Below are 19,294 nucleotides of genomic sequence, written 5' to 3'. Positions count from 1 at the left end.
ATGAGCCGCCTGCTGATTCGCAACGCCCGCCTGGTCAACGAGGGCCAGATATTCGACGCCGACGTGCTGGTCGCCAATGGCCGTATCGAGAAGATCGCCGCCAGCATTGATAGCACCAACGAGCCGATGGAAATCGACGCCCAAGGCCAGTGGTTGCTGCCGGGAATGATCGATGACCAAGTGCATTTTCGTGAACCCGGCGCGCCAGACAAAGGCAGTTTCTACAGCGAATCCCGCGCCGCGGTGGCCGGCGGTATCACCAGCTACATGGACATGCCCAACACCCACCCGGCTACTTTGAACCTGCAAGCCCTGGCCGATAAGAAGCGCCGTGCTGCGTTGCACTCAGTGGCCAACTACGGCTTTCACTTCGGCGTAAGCAACGACAATCTGGATATTGTCGCCGCCCTCGACCCCTGTGAAGTGGCCGGGGTCAAAGTATTCATGGGCGCCTCCACCGGCAACATGCTGGTGGACGACCCACGTATTCTGGAACGTCTGTTTGCCCAGGTGCCAACCATTCTGCTCGCGCATTGTGAACACACCCCGAGCATCCTGGCCAACGAGCAACGCCTGCGCGAGCGCTTTGGCGAGCGCATCCCCGCTGTCGCTCACCCGCTGATCCGCGATGCCGAAGCGTGTTATCGCTCGTCATCGTTTGCCGTGGAACTGGCCCAGCGTCACGGCACACGCCTGCACGTGTTGCACCTGACCAGCGCCCGCGAACTCGCGCTCTTCGAAGACAAGCCCCTGGCCGAAAAGCACATCACCGCCGAAGTCTGCCTGCATCACCTGCTGTTCGACGACCGCGACTATCACCGCCTCGGCCACCAGATCAAATGCAACCCGGCCATCAAGACACGCGCCGACCGCGACGCACTGCGCCTGGCGTTATTAAGTGATCGTCTGGATGTGATTGGCACTGACCATGCGCCGCATACCTGGGCGCAAAAACAGCTTGGCTATCGCGAAGCACCGTCGGGTTTGCCCCTGGTGCAACATGCCCTGCCGGCGTTATTGGAATTGGTGGCCGACGGGCATTTGCCCCTGACCACACTGGTGGCGAAAACCAGTCATCGCGTGGCCGACCTGTTTGCCATTCCTGATCGCGGTTACTTACGTGAAGGCTATTGGGCCGACCTGGTACTGATCAAACCCGAGCCTCAGGGCAAACCGGTCAGCAGCCAACCGATTCTCGCCCGCTGCGGCTGGACACCCTTTGCAGAGCGCAGCTTTCGTCACAGCGTAAGCACCACCCTGGTGTCCGGCCACCTGGCCTGGCACAACGGCCAGGTGGTCGACAGCTGCCAGGGCTTGCCCCTGCATTTTCTGCGTTAAGCGCGGGGTTTGACCGTACCGCAATCGTTGCCCAGCCACTGAGCGTGGCTGTCCAGGCTGCCCTTCTGCTGGATGCCCGTGGCATTAAACGTACCGTTGACGGTGGTGGTGAATTCCTTCTGGCTTTGGAAGGTCGCGACACCGGTGCCCTGGGCTTTGGGGCAGCTGAAGCGGAACTTCCATTGGTTACCGGTCTTGTCAGTCACTTCCTGCTTGCAGCCCGATTGCGGGTCAGTCAGGGGAATGGAATCGGAGGCAACCTGGGCTGGAGTCAGGCACACCTGCACGCCCTTACCGGCCATGTTGATGCCTTGCTTTTCGAGCATGGCGCGCTGTTCCGGGGTCATCTGTTGTTTGAGCTGACCGAGAATCAGCGACAGGTCGGGCAGGTCCTGGTTATCGACTTTCATATTGCTGGTGGTCAATTCCCACAAGCCCGGCGCCAGCATCTGCGCCTGCGCCGCCATCGGCAGCGACAAACCAACAACCATGGCCAAACCAAGCAGACGAGCATTCATCGGGTAACTCCTGGGTAATTGTGCGTGTTAGACGTCGCAAAGCGGCCAGTGTTGCATGGCAAATAAAATAGCGACATTCGCAGCGGTTCATGGTCTGTTACGCACTGGACTGCCTGGAGTAATGTCGTTCATGGATTTCTTTGGCCCGCACTTGCTCGCCTACTTCATTGCCACGCTGCACGTTCTGGGGTCACTCGCCGCGATCCATGCGGTACTGACCGTCCGCACTGCCCAAGGCTCTATCGCCTGGGCCTTGTCGCTGATGTTCATGCCTTACCTGACGCTGATCCCTTACCTGATCTTCGGTCGCAGCACCTTCGACGCGTACATCCAGGCCCGTCGCCAGGCCAACCAGGAAATGCACACGGCGATCGCCGAACTCAATTGGCGCCCGTGGGTTGAGGAAGCGCTCGCGGCGCGTAACTCCAGTGCCTATGCCTCCCTGCGAGCCATGCCCAAGCTCGGTCGCATGCCGTGCCTGGCCAATAATGAAGTGCGCCTGTTGATCAATGGCGAGGCCACTTTCGGCGCGATTTTCGAGGCGATTCGCAACGCCAGGACCGCCGTGCTGTTCCAGTTTTTCATCATTCATGACGATGAGCTTGGCCGCCAGTTACAGGTGCTATTGAAGGAAAAGGCCGCCCAGGGCGTCGCCATTTACGTGCTGTACGACCGCATCGGCAGCCACGCCCTGCCCCATCGCTACGTGCAATCGCTGCGCGACGCCGGGGTACAGGTCAAAGCATTCGCCACCCGCAGCGGCTGGCTCAATCGTTTCCAGGTCAACTTTCGCAACCATCGCAAGATCGTGGTGGTAGATGGCATCACCGGCTTTGTCGGCGGGCATAACGTAGGCGATGAATACCTGGGCAAAAAACCGCCGCTGGCGCCATGGCGCGATACCCATGTACAGGTCACAGGCCCCGTGGTGGCGTGCCTGCAGGAGTCGTTTGCCGAAGACTGGTTCTGGGCGGCGCGGCAACTTCCGCCGCTGATCCTGCCGGACGCCTACCCCGAAGACGGCGTGCTTTGCCAACTGCTCGCCAGTGGCCCGGCGGACCCCTATGAAACCTGCTCGCTGTTTTTCGTCGAGGCCATCCATGCAGCGACCGAGCGGGTCTGGATCACCAGCCCGTACTTCGTCCCCGACGAAGCCGTATTCGCTGCACTGCGCCTTGCGGTGTTGCGTGGGGTGGATGTGCGCCTGTTGCTGCCGTCACGGCCCGACCACCGCGTCGTGTATGCGGCGTCCAGCCTGTATGCCATCGAAGCGGTACGCGCAGGCGTAAGGGTGTTTCGCTACACGCCCGGGTTTGTGCATCAGAAGGTGGTATTGGTGGACAGCGAAATCAGCGCCATTGGCAGTGCCAACCTGGACAACCGTTCGTTCCGGCTCAATTTCGAAGTGATGTTGCTGACCGTGGATGAGGCTTTCGCCAGCCAGGTTGAACATATGCTGCTGGATGATTTCGCCCTGTCCCATGAAGTCAGCCAGGAAGAGAGCTTCCAGACGCGACGCCTGCAACAGCTGGGAATGCGCGTGGCCCGTTTGATCTCACCGATCCTCTAACCACCAATACAAAACCAATACAGGAGCGAGCTTGCTCGCGAAAAACTCACAGGCGCCGCGTTCATTCAGCAAGTACGCGTTATCGTTGACGTTTTTCGCGAGCGAGCTCACTCCTACAGTTTTGAGCGTGATCAGCGGTAGAGGTCTTCCCGTGTCCACGGCAGTTCATGACCACCATCGGCATGGGGTTTGACCGCCAATATTTGGTGCAAATTAATCCAGCCTCGGGCAAACGCATAAGCGCACCCGGCCAAGTACAGCCGCCAGATACGTAGCGCCTGCTCCGGCACCATCTTCGCCGCTGCTTCCAGGTTGTCTTCCAGGCGCTCGCTCCAATGGTCCAGCGTGCGGGCATAGTGCAAACGCAAACTTTCGACATCCACCACTTCCAGCCCGACCTCACTGATCTCGGCCGTCATCATGGCCAGGTGCGGCAGTTCGCCATTGGGGAATACATAGCGCTCGATAAACTCCCCGGCGCCACGGCCTACCGGGCGACCATCAGTATGTTTGGCGGTAATACCATGGTTCATCACCAGGCCGCCTTCACGTACCGCGCCGAACAGGGTCTGACAGTATTGCGCCAGGTTGGCGTGGCCGACGTGTTCGAACATGCCCACACTCACCACTTTGTCGAAGCGGCCGTCCTGAGGCAGGTCGCGGTAGTCGAGCAATTGCAGGTCGACCTGGTCCTCCAGGCCCTCGGCTTTCACCCGTTCCCTGGCCAGCGCCAGCTGTTCCTTGCTCAAGGTGATCCCAAACACCTTGACCCCGAATTCACGTGCCGCATACCGCGCCAGCCCGCCCCACCCGCAGCCAACATCCAGTAGATACTCGCCCGCCTGCAGCCGTAGCTTGCGACACAGGTGACGGAATTTGTCTTGCTGGGCTTGATCGATGGATTCGCTGCCGGTTTCGAAATACCCGCAGGAGTACGCCATGTCCTGGTCCAGCCATAGCTGGTAGAACTCGTTGGACAGGTCGTAATGGTAAGAAATGGCCGCCGCGTCGGTGGCCTTGTCGTGGATCGAGCGTACTGGACGACTGCCTTCGTCGTCATCGACCAGGGCGTGACTCAACTCGTCACAGACCCTGATCACTTCGGTAATGGAGCCTTCCAGCTCCAGTTTTCCTTCGACAAAGGCTTCGCCCAGTGAATCGAGCGTCGGATGGGTCAGTTGGGACACGACCGTGGGGTCCTTCACCACAATCGTTACACTGGGCTCAGGGCCCAAGTTGAATTCATGGCCGTCCCAGAGTCGAAGACGCAGCGGTAGCTGAAGATTCTGTAAGGCCGGTGGAAGTTGCGCGAGCATGAGTAATCCCCCCTTGTTTCAGACGTCTGGAGTGAGGGTAGACCATCCGAAGACAAAGTAGGAGGCTATCGATTTAATAGCACCTCTCTATGGGGCTCGGAGTTCGAGCAAACCGTCCTGGATCCACTGTTTCAGCCATGTGGCCGCTTGCAGCGACGCACCCTCTGAATAAGTGACTGCCAACTCTGCGCACAGTTCTGAAAAGTTCCAGCCGGTAGTGGCCATTCCTGCCAACGCATAGGCCTCGTCAGGCTCCAGGCTGCGGTAGTGGCACACATTCTGATGACGCCATACCAGGCAGATTTGCACTGGGTCCAGCGCCTGGCTGCCAGGGAAATCCGACTCATCCTTGCTGGCTCGCCAGATCCCTACCGTGTTGAAACGGCACAGCAAATGCTGCACTGAAGGCGCCAGGCTTACCTGGAGTGCCGGCCAGTCCCCAGGCGCCAATTGCGCCATGTCATTCACGGTCAGCGGCGTACCTTGGGGAGCATCGAAGGCCAAAGTAAACGCCCACTCCAGGCGCGCCAATTCAGCCAGCGGCGCACTTTGTTCTGCGAACCAGTGCTCAAGGATAAACATCGAAAAGCGCTCACCCAGCCAACGCAGACTGTAGTGGGCCGAGGGGTAACGACGAACATAGGCTTCGCTCAGCGCGCAAAACTCATCATCACCCAGCCAATATCGGATAGCGCTGAAGTCATGGCACAGCACGTCCTTCAATCGCGACAGATAAGCGTTGTGGTAAATCGCCAGGCCAGTGTCCACATCCAGGGTCGGCCCTCCCTGCAAGGTGGCGGCAAAGCTGCTGTTGGCAGCACAAGTCTCAGTTAACAGATGCTCTTCAAAAGCCAATTGCCAGTCGATCAGGCGCATAGCGACCTCCTGGCCAAAGCGCTGGCAGCCAGCTCGCGGGCCTTGTTCAACTCAGTGAGCAACTCTTCGAACGGCGGGAAATGATCATCGCGTTCCAACAACGTCGACACCGGCCCTAAATGCTCCAGGGTCTGTTGGTAGAGCGCCCACACTGGGTCGCATACCGGATGGTCATGGGTGTCGACCACATAGTCGCCGTAGTCCATATGCCCTGCCAGATGCAGCTGACGAATGCTCTCGGGCGGCAGGTTGCGGATAAACGTCCAGGCATCAAAGCCATGGTTACGCGAGCTGACGTACACATTGTTCACGTCCAGCAGCAACTGGCACCCGCTCAGGTGCGCCAACGCGTTGAGGAACTCCCACTCGGTAAATTCATCGGCCTTGGAGCGCACATAGCTGGAGACATTTTCCAGCACCAGCGGGCGCTGCAACACATCCTGCACCTGACGCACACGACCGGCCACGTGATAGAGGCTTTCTTCGGTGTAAGGCAACGGCAGCAGGTCATGCAACTGGTGGGCGCTGCCGCGGCTCCAGCACAGATGATCGGAAATCCACGCCGGTTGGATGCGCTCGGCGAGTTGTTTGATTTGCTTCAGGTAATCGATATCGAGGGCATGGGGCCCACCGATGGACAAAGACACACCGTGCATTACCAGCGGGTAACGCTCGGCTATCGCATCCAGGTAGTACAAGGCTTTGCCGCCTTGCACCAAATAATTCTCGGAGATCACTTCGAACCAGTCCACAGCCGGCGACTGTTCGAGGATCTGCTGGTAGTACTCACTGCGCAGGCCCAGGCCGTAACCGAGACTCGAAAAAGAAGTGGGCATAAGACGCTCCAGGAAAAGTGCCCGCAGCGACGGGGGTGATCGCTGCGGTTGCACTCGGTTGCCGTTACTCGCCGACGGTACCGCCCTTCTCGTCGCACATCGCCTTGCTCATGGACAGAAAGCCCTGGCCTTTGCAGGCGCCTTGACCTTTGCACGCGTGATCTTTGGTCTTGCAGTCGTTCTGGCCTTTACACGCGTTGACGCCATAGCAATGCACAGTGGCATCGGCTGCGTGTGCCTGGGTGGCCACACCGGCAAACATTGTGGCGGCAGCCATCGCGAGGGCGGCACCAGCAGCAGCGGATTTAATGCTCATCGTTGTATTCCTCATGATCAGTGGTGAAGTCGGTCCAAACGGATTGTTCAGTCTCGACACGTCACTAGAGTGAGGGCCCCTATCAGCGTTACATCCGTGTGCAGATATTTCTGAAATTATTCATCGAGCTTTAACAGCGGCTCCTGGAAGCGCAACAAACGCCCGGCATTACCCAGCACCAGCAAGGTACTGAGGTTATGCAGCACCGCCGCAATCATGGCGCCCGCCGCCCCCAACCAGCCAAAGGCTGCGAACACCACGATGGCCAACGTCCAGCCCAGGCCGATGATCACGTTCACCTGCAAGGTCTGCCGGCACTGGCGGCTCAAGCGCACGCAGGTGCCCAGGCGGCGTAAATCGCTGCCGATTAACACCACATCCGCCGACGCCAGGGCGATATCAGCACCACCCGCGCCCATCGCCACGCCGACCACGCCGGCCTTGAGCGCCAACGAATCATTGATGCCATCGCCCACCACCATCGGCCGGAAGCCGCTGCTGATTTCACCCAGCACACGGTTGAGCTTGTCTTCCGGCAAGGCTTGGGCCTGCACATCATTGATGCCCACATTCAGCGCCAGACTGTCGGCTACGCTTTGGCGGTCGCCGGTCAGCAACAACTGGCGGCCCAGCCCCAAGTCACGCAGCTCTTGCAGGGCCTGGCGCGCCTCCGGCTTAACACTGTCGGCCAGCAACAGCCAGGCCAGAAATTTACCGTTCAACGCCAGCCCGGCAATCGGGCCATCATGGGTGGGAACACCGCTGGTCACGATGCCCAGTTGTGCGAACAACTCCGGCCGCCCCAGCGCCGCTTCGCCCTGTTCGGTCTGTGCGACCACGCCCAAGCCCTGACGCTCGCGGATGTCGCTAAGCACCAGCATCTGCTCCTGGGTCGCCAACCCTGCCAACGCTCGGCTGACCGGATGACTACTCGCCGAACCGAGGCTGGCTGCCAGGTTCAGCAGCTTTTGGCGATCCGGCGCGGTAGTCTCGATGGACTGCAAGCGCAGGGTGCCAAAGGTCAGAGTGCCGGTCTTGTCGACCACCAACGAGGTCAGGTCGGCCAACTCTTCGAGAAACGCCGAGCTGCGAATCAGAATCCCATGGCGCGCCGCCACGGCGATCCCCGCAATCGCGGTGGCCGGCGCCGACAGCACCAAAGCGCACGGACACGCCGCCACCAACACCGCCAGCATCGCCTGCGCATCGTTGGTGACAAACCAAGTGACGGCCGCCAGCAGCAACACCAGCACCATGTAGCTGCCGGCATAGCGCTCCAGCAGCCGGGTGATCGGCGGCTTGGAGCGCTCGGCGTTCTGCATCAGTGCAATGACTTTGCCCAGGGTCGATTCGTTGCCAGTACGCGTCACTTCAAGGCGCAGCAGGCCATCGAAGTTGATCGCCCCACCAAACACCTGCACGCCCACGCTGGCTTCCAACGGCACCGACTCGCCGGTGATCGGTGCCGTGTCCAGGCTCGCCTGGCCGGACAGCACCACGCCATCGGCTGGTACGCGGTCGCCGGCGCGCACTTCGACGATATCGCCGGGGTTCAGCGTACCGTTATCCACTTCAGTGATGGTTCCGTCAGCCTGTACCAAACGGGCGTGGCTGCGGGTGAGTTTGCCCAGGGCATGGATCGCTTCCTGGGAGCCAATCACGCTGCGCTCTTCCAGCACATGGCCAAAGATCATGATGATCGGCAGCAACGCGGCGGTGAGCAGATCACCCGTGGCCCAGGCGCCGAGCATGGCCAGGGCGATCAATTGGTCGGTGATGCCGTGCAGGCTCGGAAAGCGCAGGCTGTACCAGGCCGAACGCATCACCGGCACCGCCACCAACAGCGATGCCACCCCCAGCAGCAACTGGCTCACGCCGTTCTGGTCCGGCGCCAGCCAGCGCCATATCAGGCCCAGCACGAGCAACCCCAGGGCAAGCATGGCCAGGGTCAATTGCCGGGCAGCGCTGCGCTGCTCGGCTGAGGTCAGCATGGGTGCGCTCATTGCTCGGCTCCCTGGATGATCAAACGGGAGTCGTCTTTGGGATCGACGGTGGTCACGGAACCCGCCTGGCCGAGAATTTTCGGCAAGCGTTCGCGGTACAGGCGCAACAGCAAACCGGGGTCTTTGACCTGGGCGAGGCTGGCGACGGTCGCGGTTTGCGCCTGGGCATTAGCCAAGCGTTCGCTGGCCTGGGCGTGGGCGACTTGCACCTGGCGGTCAGCCTCCTGGTTCGCGGTCTGGGTGAGTTTTTCCGCTTCTGTGCGGGCGTTGGCCACCGCTTTATCCGCTTGCTGGCTGGCGGTCAGCACCGCGTTAAAGGCATTCACCGCCGGGCCCGGCAGACTCGACTGCACGTCAACGCGGGTGACTTCGATGCCCAGGCCCAGGTCGCTGGCAGCCAACTCGGCCAGGCGCTTATTGATGCCTTGCACCAGATCGCCGCGCAGCCGCTCACGGCGTTCGGCGGCGCCATTGTCGCTGCCGATCAGTTCCGGGCGTGCCACCAGTATCGTGTCCAGATCCCGCGCAGCGGTGAGGGCCACGGCGCTGCGTGTCACCAGCCGATCCAGGGCCGGCAGCACGTGGTCGCCCTGCAACACAAAGGCGTAGGGTTCGGTCACCTTGTAGAACACCCGCACGTCCAGCTGCACCACCCCGGCATCGCCGGTCAGCAGGTAGCCGGAACCGGCCAGGGCATCGCTCAACGGCGTGGCGAAACTGGCCACCCGATCGGCCTGCAGCGCCGCATCGGAACGCAGCAGGTTTTCCACCCGGCGTTCGATCACCCGGTCTGCCGCTGGCAATAACACCACTTGCTCAAATGGCTGCGGCCAGGCCAGCAGCAGCCCGGCATTCTGAACGCGATCAAGGGCACCGAAATGCAGGACCACCGCGCGATTCTGCGGGTCGATCTGGCGCACATTGGAAAAGGCCCAGGCCAGCGCCGCCAACACGGTGACCGCGTACAGCGCCAGGAACGTCAGGCGCCCGGCCTGGATCCATGGGCTATCCGGGCTGTCACGCTCGCTCATGGCTGGAGATCCTTGGGCCCATCCACCAACGCGCGGAATGGCGCAGCGTCGGTACGCAGGATGATTTTGGTACCCGGAGTAACCACCGTGCCCAGGGTATCCAGCGAACGCAGCAGGTTGTACAGCTGCGGATTGCCAGCGTAGGCGCGGCCATAAATCTGCGCGGCCTCAACCCGCGACTGCGCTTCGATATCGGCGGCTTTCACGGTGGCATCGGCCTGCATGATGCGCGCATCTCGCTCGGCAGCGGAGCGGATCTGCGCCGCTTCGCGCTTGCCCACGGCGGTACGTTCGGTGGCGATGGTTTCACGCTCGGCGCGCATACGATCGACCGTGGCGGTGAGGGTCACCGAAGGCAACGTCAAGCGCTCAATGCCGACCTGCGCCACGCGCACGCCGTAGGTGGCGAGCAATTGTTGATCAATTTGCTGGCGCAACTGCGCTTCAAAATCGGCGATGCGCACTTGGCTGGCATCGGTGTTGATCAAGCTGGACAGGTCAAAGCTGGCCGCCGTGGTTTCCAGCGCCGAGCCGACAAAGGTGCGAATCTGCCGCGCCGCTTCATCCGGCTGGTTCTGCACGGCGCGCATAAAGCGCTGCACATTGTCGGCATCGCCCTGCACCTGCCACGCCACATAGGCTTGCACGATAATTCGCAGGCCATCGCGGGTGCCCACGTCCTGCAAGCCGCTGGAGGTAGTGCGCAGACGCAGGTCCACCGGGATCGCCGCTTCGAACGGTGCCGGCCAGCGCCACCCAAGGCCCGGTTCCAGCAACACGCGCGCGGGGTTGCCGAAGCGGGTAATCACCGTGGCCTCGCCGGAGCGCACTTGCACCAGGCTCGCCGCCGCCACCGCAAACAGCACCAGCAACACCGCCCACGCCATGCGACGCCAGGGAAAAGGCCCGGCCGCTTGCTCATCACCATGGTGGTGATGATGGTGGCCGTGATGATGGTGATGACCGTGATCGTGAGAATGAGCGCTCAACAGACAGACTCCTTATTGAACGGCTTTACGCGGCGCCGACGGGTCGGCGGGCAAGGTAAAAGAACGCAGATCGATCGTCGGCGCACTGTCGGCGCCCAAACGATGATCCAGAATAAGCAGCTTGGCGTGGGCCAGGCCCTGGCTCAGTTGGCTCAGGTACTGTTCAAGCACGAAGGCTTGGCCCGCAGCGGCGTAGGCTTTTTGTTCGGCGGCAAAACGCAGGTTCGCTGCTTGGGCGCCGGCATTCACTTCGCGGGCACTGGCCTGGGCCTGATCGCGGGCGGTACTGGCTTGAAGCAGCGCCTGGTTGGTCTGTTCGCTGGCGGCACCGCGTTCACGGGCGATCAGCGCCTGGGCGCCAATCTGCGCGGCTTGCACGCCGTGGTAGGCATTGGCGGCACCGGCCGGTGGGTGGATCGCTTCAACCACCGTGGCGAGAATCTCCACCCCGCTGTCGAGGCTGTGCAGGTCTGCTTGCACGCTGCGACCAATCTCGTCGGCGAGGCTGGTGCGCTCTTCCCCGAGCAATTCATCCAGTGTGCGCGACGCAAAATCGTGCACCAGGATGCGGCTGGCGGTACTGCGGATCAGGGTCGGTATGTCCGCGCTGTTGTAAGTGGCGGCGAGCGCAGCCTGATCGGTGAGGCCGATGCGATAGACGAAGCGCACGTCCATATTGACGATCTGGAAGCCCTGCTTATCGCCGCTGCTGCTGGCAATCACCTGGGATTTATCATTCACATGGCTGGCGTCCCAGAGGCGGTTGGCAATCAACGGCGCCGGGCCTTCGGCTGCGGCCAGCTCCGGTGTGGCGGCTTCGCTGACGCTGGTCGCCAACTCATGCACCACGCCGTTCTCCACGTTGAGTACGCGGCCCAGCGGCCACGGCAAGCCTGTATGCAGGCCGGGGCCGAACACCTCGACAGGTTTGCCGAAGCGTTCATAAATCCCACGGCCTTGCAGGGGCACTTCATGCACGCCGGTCAGCGCCCAGCCGACCGCCAGCACCACCAGCAACACCGGCAGGAAAGCCCGGCGCATGTAGGTAAAGGCCCAGATCTGGCGCAGGTCGATGCCGAAGCGGTTGTGCAACTCATGCTGCAACGCCAACAACGGTTGTGGCGGCCAACGCAGCAGACCGGCGATAAAACTCTGCGCCATCAAGCGCGGCTCAAGGCGCGGCTGGCGCGGGCTGAACAGCGAGAGCACGCCCCTGAGCAGGAACTCCAGTGCCACCAATGCCGGCAACAGGCCGACGAGTGTCGCCAGGCGCAGCGGCCAGACCGACTCGGCATTGGCAAACAACAGGCAAATGGCACTGAGCACCAGACAGATAATCGCCACCCGGCTCAACTGCGCCAGCTGTGAAGCTTCCGGCCATTGGGCGGCGGTTTCCTGGGCCAGGCGGCGTTCGAACACCAGCAAACCAAAAGCCAGCGCCAATGCCAGCGCCGCACCGATACTGGCGGATTGGCCGATGGCCGCAGCAGGCAAGGCCAGGTTCCAGAACTGGATAACGCTGATCAACGCCAACAACGACCACCCGGCCAACCACAGTACCGGCGCACCAACCTGCGCCAGCAGGCCGTTGCCGAAACGGTTGATCAGGCCCTTGTGCCAGGGGGCGGGCTCCATGGGTTGTTCGATCAACTCGCCGCTCGGTACCTCCAGCGCCTGGGCACGCCAATCAGCCACCCACCAGGCCGACTGCAAGCCGGCCACCAGCAGCAGCAAGGCCGACGCGCAGTTGATCAATACCACCGGCCAGATCGACAGGGGCGCAAACAACGCCACGAACAGCGCCAGTACCCAACCGCTGATCGCCAGAGTCGTCAGGCTGATCCCCGCCTGGCGCAATCGACGGGCATGGAACAGCCCTTGCTGAAAACGCGCCAGGCCTTCTACGGAGGCGCCGTCAGCTTCTAAATCCACCTGCATGCACTCAACGCCCACTCGTACACAATTCGTTACGATATAACACGAAGCGTGAAATTTTTGTTCGCTTTTGAATCCGCTGTGAATCCCTTGTGGGAGGGGGCTTGCCCCCGATATAGGTGTGTCAGTAACTAATCAGTTGCCTGACACACCTATATCGGGGGCAAGCCCCCTCCCACCTTTGTTTTGCTGTGCTCTCTGGAGTGTGACTAACCCCCTATAAACACGAGCCATCACTGGTGTCGGCGGCGATTAGTCGGCACACTCCGAAACAGTTTTTCGCGGGTTCACGGACAAGGAAGCGTCACCCCCATGATTTCGATCTACCAACTCAAACCGCAGTTTCAAAACCTGCTGCGCCCGCTGGTGCAGCGCCTCTATGACAACGGCACCACCGCCAACCAGATCACCGTGCTGGCCGGGGTGATTTCCCTGCTGGTGGGGTTGCTGATCGCAGGCTTCGCCCACCACTTTTGGCTGTTTGCGCTGATCCCCTTATGGATGATCGTGCGCATGGCCCTCAACGCCATCGACGGCATGCTCGCTCGGGAATTTGGCCAGCAGTCACGCTTGGGTGCGTACCTCAATGAACTGTGCGATGTGATCGCCGACAGCGCGCTGATCCTGCCCTTTGCACTGATCCCCGGCGTGAGCCCCGTGCCGGTGGTGCTGGTGGCATTGCTCGCGGTCTTCAGCGAGTACGCCGGTGTACTGGGGCCGATGGTGGGCGCATCGCGTCGCTATGACGGGCCGATGGGCAAAAGTGACCGGGCTTTTGTACTGGGTGTACTGGCCACCGGCGTGGCGCTGGGCTGGCTCGGCGCCGGTTGGGTCGAGGCGGTGATGTGGCTGGTCGCCGCCCTGCTCGCCTATACCTTGGTCAACCGGGTACGTCAGGGCCTCAAAGAACAGCAACAAACTCCCCCTTCTGCATAAGGATTTTGCGATGCGCGAACAGCAAGAGCACACCTTCAGTACCCATGATGGCGTCGAGCTTTTCTACCGGCACTGGCCGGCCACGGCAGACGCCGGGCCGCGCAAGGCGATCCTGTTGTTCCATCGCGGGCACGAACACTCCGGGCGTATTGCCCACCTGGTGGCTGAACTGGACTTGCCGGGGTTTGATTTCTTCGCCTGGGATGCCCGCGGCCACGGCCAATCCCCCGGCGCGCGTGGCGACAGCCCCAGCTTCGCCACCAGCGCCCGTGATGTGCAGACCTTCTGCGACCACATCTGCGCCGTCTACGGCATTGAAGAGGACAACCTGGCCGTTATCGCCCAAAGCGTCGGTGCGGTGATTGCCGCCACGTGGGCTCACGATTACGCACCAAAAATCCGCGCCCTGGTGCTCGCCTCGCCCGCCTTCAAGGTCAAGCTGTACGTGCCCTTCGCCCGCCCCGGCCTGGCCTTGATGCGCAAGTTCAAGGGCAACTTTTTCGTCAACAGCTACGTCAAGGCCAAGTTCCTCAGCCATGATCCGGAACGCGTGGCGTCCTACGACAGCGATCCGCTGATCACCAAAGCCATCTCGGTGAATGTGCTGCTGGGCCTGTACGAAGCGGCCGACCGGGTTGTAGCCGACGCCCAGGCAATCCAGGTGCCAACCCAGGTGCTTATCTCCGGCTCCGACTTTGTGGTGCACCGTAAACCCCAGCAGCAGTTTTTCGACCGCCTCGGCAGCCTGAAAAAAGAGCTGCATATCCTCCCCGGTTTTTTCCACGACACCCTCGGTGAACGTGACCGTGCCGTGGCCGTGAGCAGCGCCAAGCGCTTTATCCTGCAGAACTTCACACATCCGCTGGACCGCGCCAGCCTGCTGGACGCCGACAAACTCGGTGCCACCTGCGCCGAATCCGAATCCCTCGCCGCGCCGTTGCCACGCAATTCCCTGCGCGACCTGTACTGGCGCATGACCCGCGCCAGCATGGGCCTGGGCAGGAACCTTTCGGACGGCGTGAAGCTGGGCTTCGACACCGGCTTCGATTCCGGCAGCACCCTGGACTACGTGTATCGCAATAAGCCTGCCGGCAAGGGCGGGCTGGGGCGGATGATCGACACCAACTACCTCAATTCCATCGGCTGGCGTGGTATTCGCCAGCGCAAGCTTAATGTCGAAGAACTGTTGCGCCTGGCCATGGCCAAGCTGCGTGACGACCAACGTGAAGTGCGCATCGTCGACATCGCCGCCGGCCATGGCCGTTACATTCTTGAAGCCTTGCAGGGCGTTTCACCGATGCCGGAGTCGATCCTGCTGCGCGACTACAGCGACATCAACGTGCGCGACGGTGGCGCGCTGATTCGCGAAAAGGGTTTGGGCGACATCGCCCAATTCGTCAAAGGCGATGCGTTCGACCGCGCTGACCTGGCCGCCCTGGACCCCAAGCCGACCCTGGCCGTGGTGTCTGGCCTGTACGAATTGTTCGCCGACAATGCCATGGTCGGTGGTTCACTGGCGGGCTTGGCCGAAGCCGTGGAGCCAGGTGGCTACCTGGTCTACACCGGGCAGCCGTGGCACCCGCAGTTGGAGCTGATTGCCCGCGCGCTCACCAGTCACCGTCAGGGCCAGGCCTGGGTGATGCGTCGACGCAGCCAGGCGGAAATGGACCAACTCGTCGAAGCGGCGGGCTTTCGCAAGATCACCCAACGCGTGGATGAGTGGGGCATTTTCACCGTGTCCCTGGCACAGAAGATCTGAACATGCGCGAACCCGGTTTATTGAAACCCGCGGTCCTGTGGCTGTTGCTGTTGGCGCCGCTGTTTTTCAGCACCTACGGCTTCGCCACCTGGGTCACCAGCCAGCGCAGCGACGTCGGCACCCTGGTGTTCGGCTGGGAAACACACATGCCGTTCTGGGCATGGACCATCGTGCCCTACTGGTCCATCGACCTGCTCTACGGCTTCTCCCTGCTGCTGCCCAATACACGGCATGAGTTGAAACAACATGCACTGCGCCTGCTGAGTGCGCAGGTGATTGCCGTCAGTTGCTTCCTGATCTGGCCATTGCGCTTCACCTTCGAGCGACCGGAACTGGACGGCGTGTTCGGCTGGCTGTTCGCCGTGCTGGCCGGTTTTGACAAGCCCTTCAACCAGGCGCCTTCGCTGCATATCGCGCTGCTGGTGATCCTGTGGGTGATGTACCAACGGCACACCCAGGGGATCTGGCGCTGGGTGGTGCATGGCTGGTTTGCGCTGATCGGCGTTTCGGTGCTGACCACTTATCAACATCACTTTATCGACTTACCCACAGGCGCCCTCGCGGGGTGGTTGTGCGTGTGGTTATGGCCGGTGGAACACCCGAGCCCCTTATTGAATGCGCGGTTGACGCGAGATACCCAACGTTGGCGCCTGGCTGTGCGCTATGGGCTGGGCGCGCTATTACTGCTGGCGCTTGCCCTGGTACTGGGCGGCGGCTGGCTGTGGCTGCTGTGGCCAGCGGTTTCCCTGGGCTTGATCGCGGCCAACTACCTTTTGATCGGCGCGTCGGGCTTTCAAAAACGTACGGATGGCCGTCTTGCGCCTGCCGCCCGCTGGTTGTATGCGCCTTATTTAGTGGGTGCGTGGATCAATTCGCGGCTGTGGACACGCAAACATCCACAGCCGGACCTGATTGTGGATAACGTCTGGCTGGGGCGCGTTCCTACAACCTCTGAGCAAGGCCCGTTCAAAGCCATTCTCGATCTGTGTGCCGAACTGCCGATTAATCCACAGGGCCGTGCTTATGCCTGCGTACCGGTATTGGACCTGATCACCCCGACAGCCGACGAATGCCTGAAGGCCGCCCACGCCATTGAACGTTTGCGAACGAGTGGCCCCTTGCTGGTGTGCTGCGCCCTCGGTTATTCCCGTAGCGCCACTGCGGTCGCCGCCTGGCTGCTGAACACCGGGCGCGCCGCAACGGTTGACCAAGCACTGGCTATTATTCGTACAGCACGGGCCACTGTGGTCCTGCACCCCGCACACCGTAAAGCGTTGGAGGGTTTACACCATGCCCGCTGATATGGAACTCCAGGTCGTCGCCAGCCTGCTGCGCCGCGGCCGCTCCCTGGATCAGTTATCCACAGGCCTGACGTTGCTCGGCGTACTGTTCGGCCTTGCCCAACTGTTGTTGGCCAGTATCTCGACGATCTGCCTGCTGTTGGCCCTGTGGCTGATTGTGCTGGGCCTGCTGCAAAAGTACTGGGCGCTGCGGGTGGCCTTCGACGCCGACCTGTTCGCCTTGCTGGCCCGCGACGTTACCCGCACGCCAGACCTTGACCAAGCGTTGCAAGCCCTTGGCCTGCAATCGCCCAAGCGAGCCGGTCGGCCATGGAGCGAACGTCGGCGCGGCGCTCTCAAACTGTTGCGTAAACAAGCCTGGCTGCTGGGCGCGCAAGCGCTGCTGACCCTGGGCGTCATCCTTGCCAGCCCTTGGCTGCCTTTTGCCGGATAAGGAATCCTCATGTTCGAACCCGTGGTCGCCACGCTGATTACCTCCATGGCCCGCACCGTCACTGGCGCTCGCAGCCTGTGGCTGGGGTGCGCGCCGGTGCCGGTGCAGCGCATCTATTTCGCCAACCACAGCAGCCACGGCGACTTTGTGCTGGTGTGGGCGTCGCTGCCGCAGAACCTGCGCAAGTTCACACGCCCGGTGGCCGGCAGCGATTACTGGAACAAGAGCGCGTTGCGCCGCTACATCATCAACCGCGTATTCAATGGCGTGCTGATCGACCGCGAGCGCAAAGAGCCTGTGGATAACCCACTGATGCCCATGCTCGCCGCCCTGGAAGGCGGCGATTCGTTGATCATCTTTCCCGAAGGCACGCGCAATCTGGAGGATGGCTTGCTGCCGTTCAAAAGCGGTTTGTATCACTTGGCAAAGAGTTACCCACAGGCCGAATTGGTCCCTGTGTGGATAGCCAACTTGAACCGGGTCATGCCCAAGGGTCGCGTATTGCCACTGCCGTTGTTATGCACAACCAGCTTCGGTGCCCCCCTGCAATTGGAAGAAGGCGAAGACAAAGCCGCATTCCTCGCCCGCAGCCGCGACGCCCTGCTCGCCCTTGCCCCGGAGCATTCCTGAGATGGATAGCCAAACCCTGATGTTATTTGGCGGCATCGGCGCGATCCTGGTCATCGCCTCGCTGATCGGCCTGATCCTCAAGCTGCGCACCCGCGGCAGCCCGAATGCCGTGATCGACAACCTCAACGCCCGTATCAACGCGTGGTGGGTGATGGTGGTGGTAATCGGCATCGCTTTTTGGCTAGGCACCGGCGCAGTGATCCTGCTGTTCTACGCGGTGTCGTTCTACGCCCTGCGCGAATTTCTCACCCTCACGCCCACCCGGCGCAGCGACTACCCGGCCCTGGTGGCCGCTTTCTACCTCGCCCTGCCGCTGCAATATGTGCTGATCTACGCCGACTGGTATGGGCTGTTCTCGATCTTCATTCCGGTGTACGTGTTTTTGCTGCTGCCGATCCTCGCCTCCCTGGGCGGGGACAGTACGCACTTCCTGGAACGCGCATCGAAGGTGCAATGGGGGCTGATGATCGCGGTGTTCTGCGTGTCTTTCGTACCGGCGCTGCTGACGTTGGACATCCCCGGCTACGAAGGCCGCAACCTGCTGCTGATCGCCTACCTGGTGATCGTGGTGCAACTGTCGGACGTATTGCAGTACGTGTGCGGCAAGCTGTTCGGCAAACACAAGATCGCGCCTAGCCTGTCGCCGTCGAAAACCGTGGAAGGTTTTGTCGGCGGGATCCTGTTGTCATCGCTGATCGGCGCAGCGCTGTGGTGGACCACACCGTTCAATCCGTGGCAATCATTCCTGATCGCGCTGCTGATCAACCTGCTGGGGTTTGCGGGAGGGATTGTGATGTCGGCGATCAAGCGTGACCGCGGTGTGAAAGACTGGGGACACATGATCGAAGGGCACGGCGGGATGCTGGATCGGCTGGATTCGGTGTGCTTTGCGGCGCCGATCTTTTTCCATCTTGTGCGTTACTGGTGGACCTAACCCACCCCTTTCTCAAACCCGATGGAGATCAAATGTGGGAGCTGGCTTGCCTGCGAAGGCGGTGGTGCAGTAACAGATGCAGCGACTGACACGCCGCCCTCGCAGGCAAGCCAGCTCCCACAGGGGATATGCGCCTACCTGTAGGTTTTATGGTGCTTTCAATACCTCTAGCCAGTGATCTCGATATAGCTAGACTCTCCGCCTCCGGTCGCACCCGATAGCCAGCCCCAAACGAAACTCAGGGTAGTGCGCCCGGCGTGATCAACACCTACCGTGCCTCGTGACCACCCTGCAAGCAGCTCCCCATCCAGGGTGACGCACTGATAAAGCAGCTCGATAGCATCTGGGCCGGTCACCCGCCCGACCTGCGTTCCCAGGCGAATTCGGCCACCCTGGTAAGTGCTGGAAATCACGCTGTCTTCGACCTGGTAATGAAACACGGTGCCGGTACCGGACAACCCTTGGGCGTTGTTGGCGACCACGAACCGGCGATTGTGCAAACGTGCGGGGACGGTAGCAGAAGGGTTTTGCATCAATACGCATCCTTGAATTGAGCGAATCCAAAACGAAAAA

At 61.4% G+C, this 19,294-nt stretch carries 18 protein-coding genes; 8 read left to right on the top strand and 10 right to left on the bottom strand.

The features are described 5' to 3' along the window. The gene (locus TX23_RS08925) at positions 1 to 1,338 is read left to right on the top strand and encodes a dihydroorotase (protein ID WP_057701879.1); all 1,338 of its coding nucleotides are present in this window, start codon (positions 1 to 3) and stop codon (positions 1,336 to 1,338) included. Here the strand turns inward: TX23_RS08925 and TX23_RS08920 are convergent. Next, positions 1,335 to 1,856, bottom strand: a complete 522-nt coding sequence (locus tag TX23_RS08920; RefSeq protein WP_057701878.1) for a DUF3617 domain-containing protein — start codon at positions 1,854 to 1,856, stop codon at positions 1,335 to 1,337. The two genes, TX23_RS08925 and TX23_RS08920, sit on opposite strands and share 4 nt — an antisense overlap. 130 nt (positions 1,857 to 1,986) lie before the next feature. Here TX23_RS08920 and cls point away from each other — a divergent pair, with 130 nt between their 5' ends. After that, complete coding sequence (cls, locus tag TX23_RS08915; protein ID WP_057701877.1) at positions 1,987 to 3,426, top strand: cardiolipin synthase; 1,440 nt, start codon at positions 1,987 to 1,989, stop codon at positions 3,424 to 3,426. 131 nt (positions 3,427 to 3,557) lie between these two features. Here cls and cfaB read toward each other — a convergent pair whose 3' ends face one another. The 8 genes from cfaB to hflK (TX23_RS08875) all read right to left on the bottom strand — a co-directional run bounded on the left by cfaB (position 3,558) and on the right by hflK (TX23_RS08875) (position 12,731). Beyond that, the gene (cfaB, locus tag TX23_RS08910; RefSeq protein WP_057701876.1) at positions 3,558 to 4,742 is read right to left on the bottom strand and encodes a C17 cyclopropane fatty acid synthase CfaB; all 1,185 of its coding nucleotides are present in this window, start codon (positions 4,740 to 4,742) and stop codon (positions 3,558 to 3,560) included. Positions 4,743 to 4,829: 87 nt separating this feature from the next. After that, positions 4,830 to 5,618 carry an HvfC/BufC N-terminal domain-containing protein gene (locus tag TX23_RS08905; RefSeq protein WP_057701875.1) on the bottom strand — a complete coding sequence of 263 codons (789 nt, stop codon included), beginning with the start codon at positions 5,616 to 5,618 and terminating at the stop codon, positions 4,830 to 4,832. Continuing rightward, positions 5,609 to 6,454 (bottom strand): MNIO family bufferin maturase, encoded by an 846-nt coding sequence (gene bufB / locus TX23_RS08900; RefSeq protein ID WP_057701874.1) that lies wholly within the window; start codon positions 6,452 to 6,454, stop codon positions 5,609 to 5,611. Before bufB ends, TX23_RS08905 begins: the two co-directional genes overlap by 10 nt. Before the next feature lie 64 nt (positions 6,455 to 6,518). Further along, the gene (bufA2, locus tag TX23_RS08895; RefSeq protein WP_057701873.1) at positions 6,519 to 6,770 is read right to left on the bottom strand and encodes a BufA2 family periplasmic bufferin-type metallophore; all 252 of its coding nucleotides are present in this window, start codon (positions 6,768 to 6,770) and stop codon (positions 6,519 to 6,521) included. A 116-nt stretch (positions 6,771 to 6,886) separates the two neighbouring features. Beyond that, positions 6,887 to 8,773: a cation-translocating P-type ATPase gene (locus TX23_RS08890; RefSeq protein ID WP_057701872.1), complete on the bottom strand. Its 1,887-nt coding sequence runs from the start codon at positions 8,771 to 8,773 to the stop codon at positions 6,887 to 6,889. Beyond that, on the bottom strand, positions 8,770 to 9,804 hold the full coding sequence (gene hflK, locus TX23_RS08885; RefSeq protein ID WP_057701871.1) for a protease modulator HflK: 1,035 nt from the start codon (positions 9,802 to 9,804) through the stop codon (positions 8,770 to 8,772). The genes TX23_RS08890 and hflK (TX23_RS08885) overlap by 4 nt, the downstream gene beginning before the upstream one ends. After that, positions 9,801 to 10,796: a protease modulator HflC gene (gene hflC, locus TX23_RS08880; RefSeq protein ID WP_167346928.1), complete on the bottom strand. Its 996-nt coding sequence runs from the start codon at positions 10,794 to 10,796 to the stop codon at positions 9,801 to 9,803. The genes hflK (TX23_RS08885) and hflC overlap by 4 nt, the downstream gene beginning before the upstream one ends. 9 nt (positions 10,797 to 10,805) lie before the next feature. Beyond that, positions 10,806 to 12,731, bottom strand: a complete 1,926-nt coding sequence (gene hflK, locus TX23_RS08875; RefSeq protein WP_057701869.1) for a protease modulator HflK — start codon at positions 12,729 to 12,731, stop codon at positions 10,806 to 10,808. A 309-nt stretch (positions 12,732 to 13,040) separates the two neighbouring features. Between hflK (TX23_RS08875) and TX23_RS08870 the strand changes: the two genes are divergently transcribed. From TX23_RS08870 to TX23_RS08845, 6 genes are read left to right on the top strand one after another with little or no spacing between them, the layout of a single operon-like run. Then, positions 13,041 to 13,664, top strand: coding sequence for a CDP-alcohol phosphatidyltransferase family protein (locus TX23_RS08870; RefSeq protein ID WP_057701868.1), 624 nt, complete (start codon positions 13,041 to 13,043; stop codon positions 13,662 to 13,664). 10 nt (positions 13,665 to 13,674) lie between these two features. After that, on the top strand, positions 13,675 to 15,423 hold the full coding sequence (locus TX23_RS08865; RefSeq protein WP_057701867.1) for a bifunctional alpha/beta hydrolase/class I SAM-dependent methyltransferase: 1,749 nt from the start codon (positions 13,675 to 13,677) through the stop codon (positions 15,421 to 15,423). Between the two features lie 2 nt (positions 15,424 to 15,425). Then, on the top strand, positions 15,426 to 16,724 hold the full coding sequence (locus TX23_RS08860) for a phosphatase PAP2/dual specificity phosphatase family protein (protein ID WP_057701866.1): 1,299 nt from the start codon (positions 15,426 to 15,428) through the stop codon (positions 16,722 to 16,724). After that, positions 16,714 to 17,157 (top strand): hypothetical protein, encoded by a 444-nt coding sequence (locus tag TX23_RS08855; protein ID WP_057701865.1) that lies wholly within the window; start codon positions 16,714 to 16,716, stop codon positions 17,155 to 17,157. The genes TX23_RS08860 and TX23_RS08855 overlap by 11 nt, the downstream gene beginning before the upstream one ends. A 9-nt stretch (positions 17,158 to 17,166) precedes the next feature. Continuing rightward, entirely contained in the window at positions 17,167 to 17,787 is a 621-nt protein-coding gene (locus tag TX23_RS08850; RefSeq protein WP_057701864.1) for a lysophospholipid acyltransferase family protein, read from the top strand. A 1-nt stretch (position 17,788) separates the two neighbouring features. Further along, positions 17,789 to 18,721 (top strand): phosphatidate cytidylyltransferase, encoded by a 933-nt coding sequence (locus tag TX23_RS08845; protein ID WP_057701863.1) that lies wholly within the window; start codon positions 17,789 to 17,791, stop codon positions 18,719 to 18,721. 167 nt (positions 18,722 to 18,888) lie between these two features. Here TX23_RS08845 and TX23_RS08840 read toward each other — a convergent pair whose 3' ends face one another. Further along, a complete protein-coding gene (locus TX23_RS08840) occupies positions 18,889 to 19,254 on the bottom strand; it encodes a hypothetical protein (protein ID WP_057701862.1) in 366 nt (121 codons plus the stop codon). Between the last annotated feature and the right edge of the window lie 40 nt (positions 19,255 to 19,294).

This window comes from Pseudomonas paralactis (genome assembly GCF_001439735.1).
Lineage (GTDB): Bacteria > Pseudomonadota > Gammaproteobacteria > Pseudomonadales > Pseudomonadaceae > Aquipseudomonas > Aquipseudomonas paralactis.
Note: the sequence above shows the minus strand (reverse complement) of the source record. Positions and strands in the feature narration are given on the sequence as shown.

What these genes read in the sequence shown, in the direction of transcription:
- TX23_RS08925 (WP_057701879.1), top strand. Translation starts at nt 1, where the DNA reads ATGAGCCGCCTGCTGATTCGCAACGCCCGCCTGGTCAACGAGGGCCAG.
- TX23_RS08920 (WP_057701878.1), bottom strand. Translation starts at nt 1,856, where the DNA reads ATGAATGCTCGTCTGCTTGGTTTGGCCATGGTTGTTGGTTTGTCGCTG.
- cls (WP_057701877.1), top strand. Translation starts at nt 1,987, where the DNA reads ATGGATTTCTTTGGCCCGCACTTGCTCGCCTACTTCATTGCCACGCTG.
- cfaB (WP_057701876.1), bottom strand. Translation starts at nt 4,742, where the DNA reads ATGCTCGCGCAACTTCCACCGGCCTTACAGAATCTTCAGCTACCGCTG.
- TX23_RS08905 (WP_057701875.1), bottom strand. Translation starts at nt 5,618, where the DNA reads ATGCGCCTGATCGACTGGCAATTGGCTTTTGAAGAGCATCTGTTAACT.
- bufB (WP_057701874.1), bottom strand. Translation starts at nt 6,454, where the DNA reads ATGCCCACTTCTTTTTCGAGTCTCGGTTACGGCCTGGGCCTGCGCAGT.
- bufA2 (WP_057701873.1), bottom strand. Translation starts at nt 6,770, where the DNA reads ATGAGCATTAAATCCGCTGCTGCTGGTGCCGCCCTCGCGATGGCTGCC.
- TX23_RS08890 (WP_057701872.1), bottom strand. Translation starts at nt 8,773, where the DNA reads ATGAGCGCACCCATGCTGACCTCAGCCGAGCAGCGCAGCGCTGCCCGG.
- hflK (WP_057701871.1), bottom strand. Translation starts at nt 9,804, where the DNA reads ATGAGCGAGCGTGACAGCCCGGATAGCCCATGGATCCAGGCCGGGCGC.
- hflK (WP_057701869.1), bottom strand. Translation starts at nt 12,731, where the DNA reads ATGCAGGTGGATTTAGAAGCTGACGGCGCCTCCGTAGAAGGCCTGGCG.
- TX23_RS08870 (WP_057701868.1), top strand. Translation starts at nt 13,041, where the DNA reads ATGATTTCGATCTACCAACTCAAACCGCAGTTTCAAAACCTGCTGCGC.
- TX23_RS08865 (WP_057701867.1), top strand. Translation starts at nt 13,675, where the DNA reads ATGCGCGAACAGCAAGAGCACACCTTCAGTACCCATGATGGCGTCGAG.
- TX23_RS08860 (WP_057701866.1), top strand. Translation starts at nt 15,426, where the DNA reads ATGCGCGAACCCGGTTTATTGAAACCCGCGGTCCTGTGGCTGTTGCTG.
- TX23_RS08855 (WP_057701865.1), top strand. Translation starts at nt 16,714, where the DNA reads ATGCCCGCTGATATGGAACTCCAGGTCGTCGCCAGCCTGCTGCGCCGC.
- TX23_RS08850 (WP_057701864.1), top strand. Translation starts at nt 17,167, where the DNA reads ATGTTCGAACCCGTGGTCGCCACGCTGATTACCTCCATGGCCCGCACC.
- TX23_RS08845 (WP_057701863.1), top strand. Translation starts at nt 17,789, where the DNA reads ATGGATAGCCAAACCCTGATGTTATTTGGCGGCATCGGCGCGATCCTG.
- TX23_RS08840 (WP_057701862.1), bottom strand. Translation starts at nt 19,254, where the DNA reads ATGCAAAACCCTTCTGCTACCGTCCCCGCACGTTTGCACAATCGCCGG.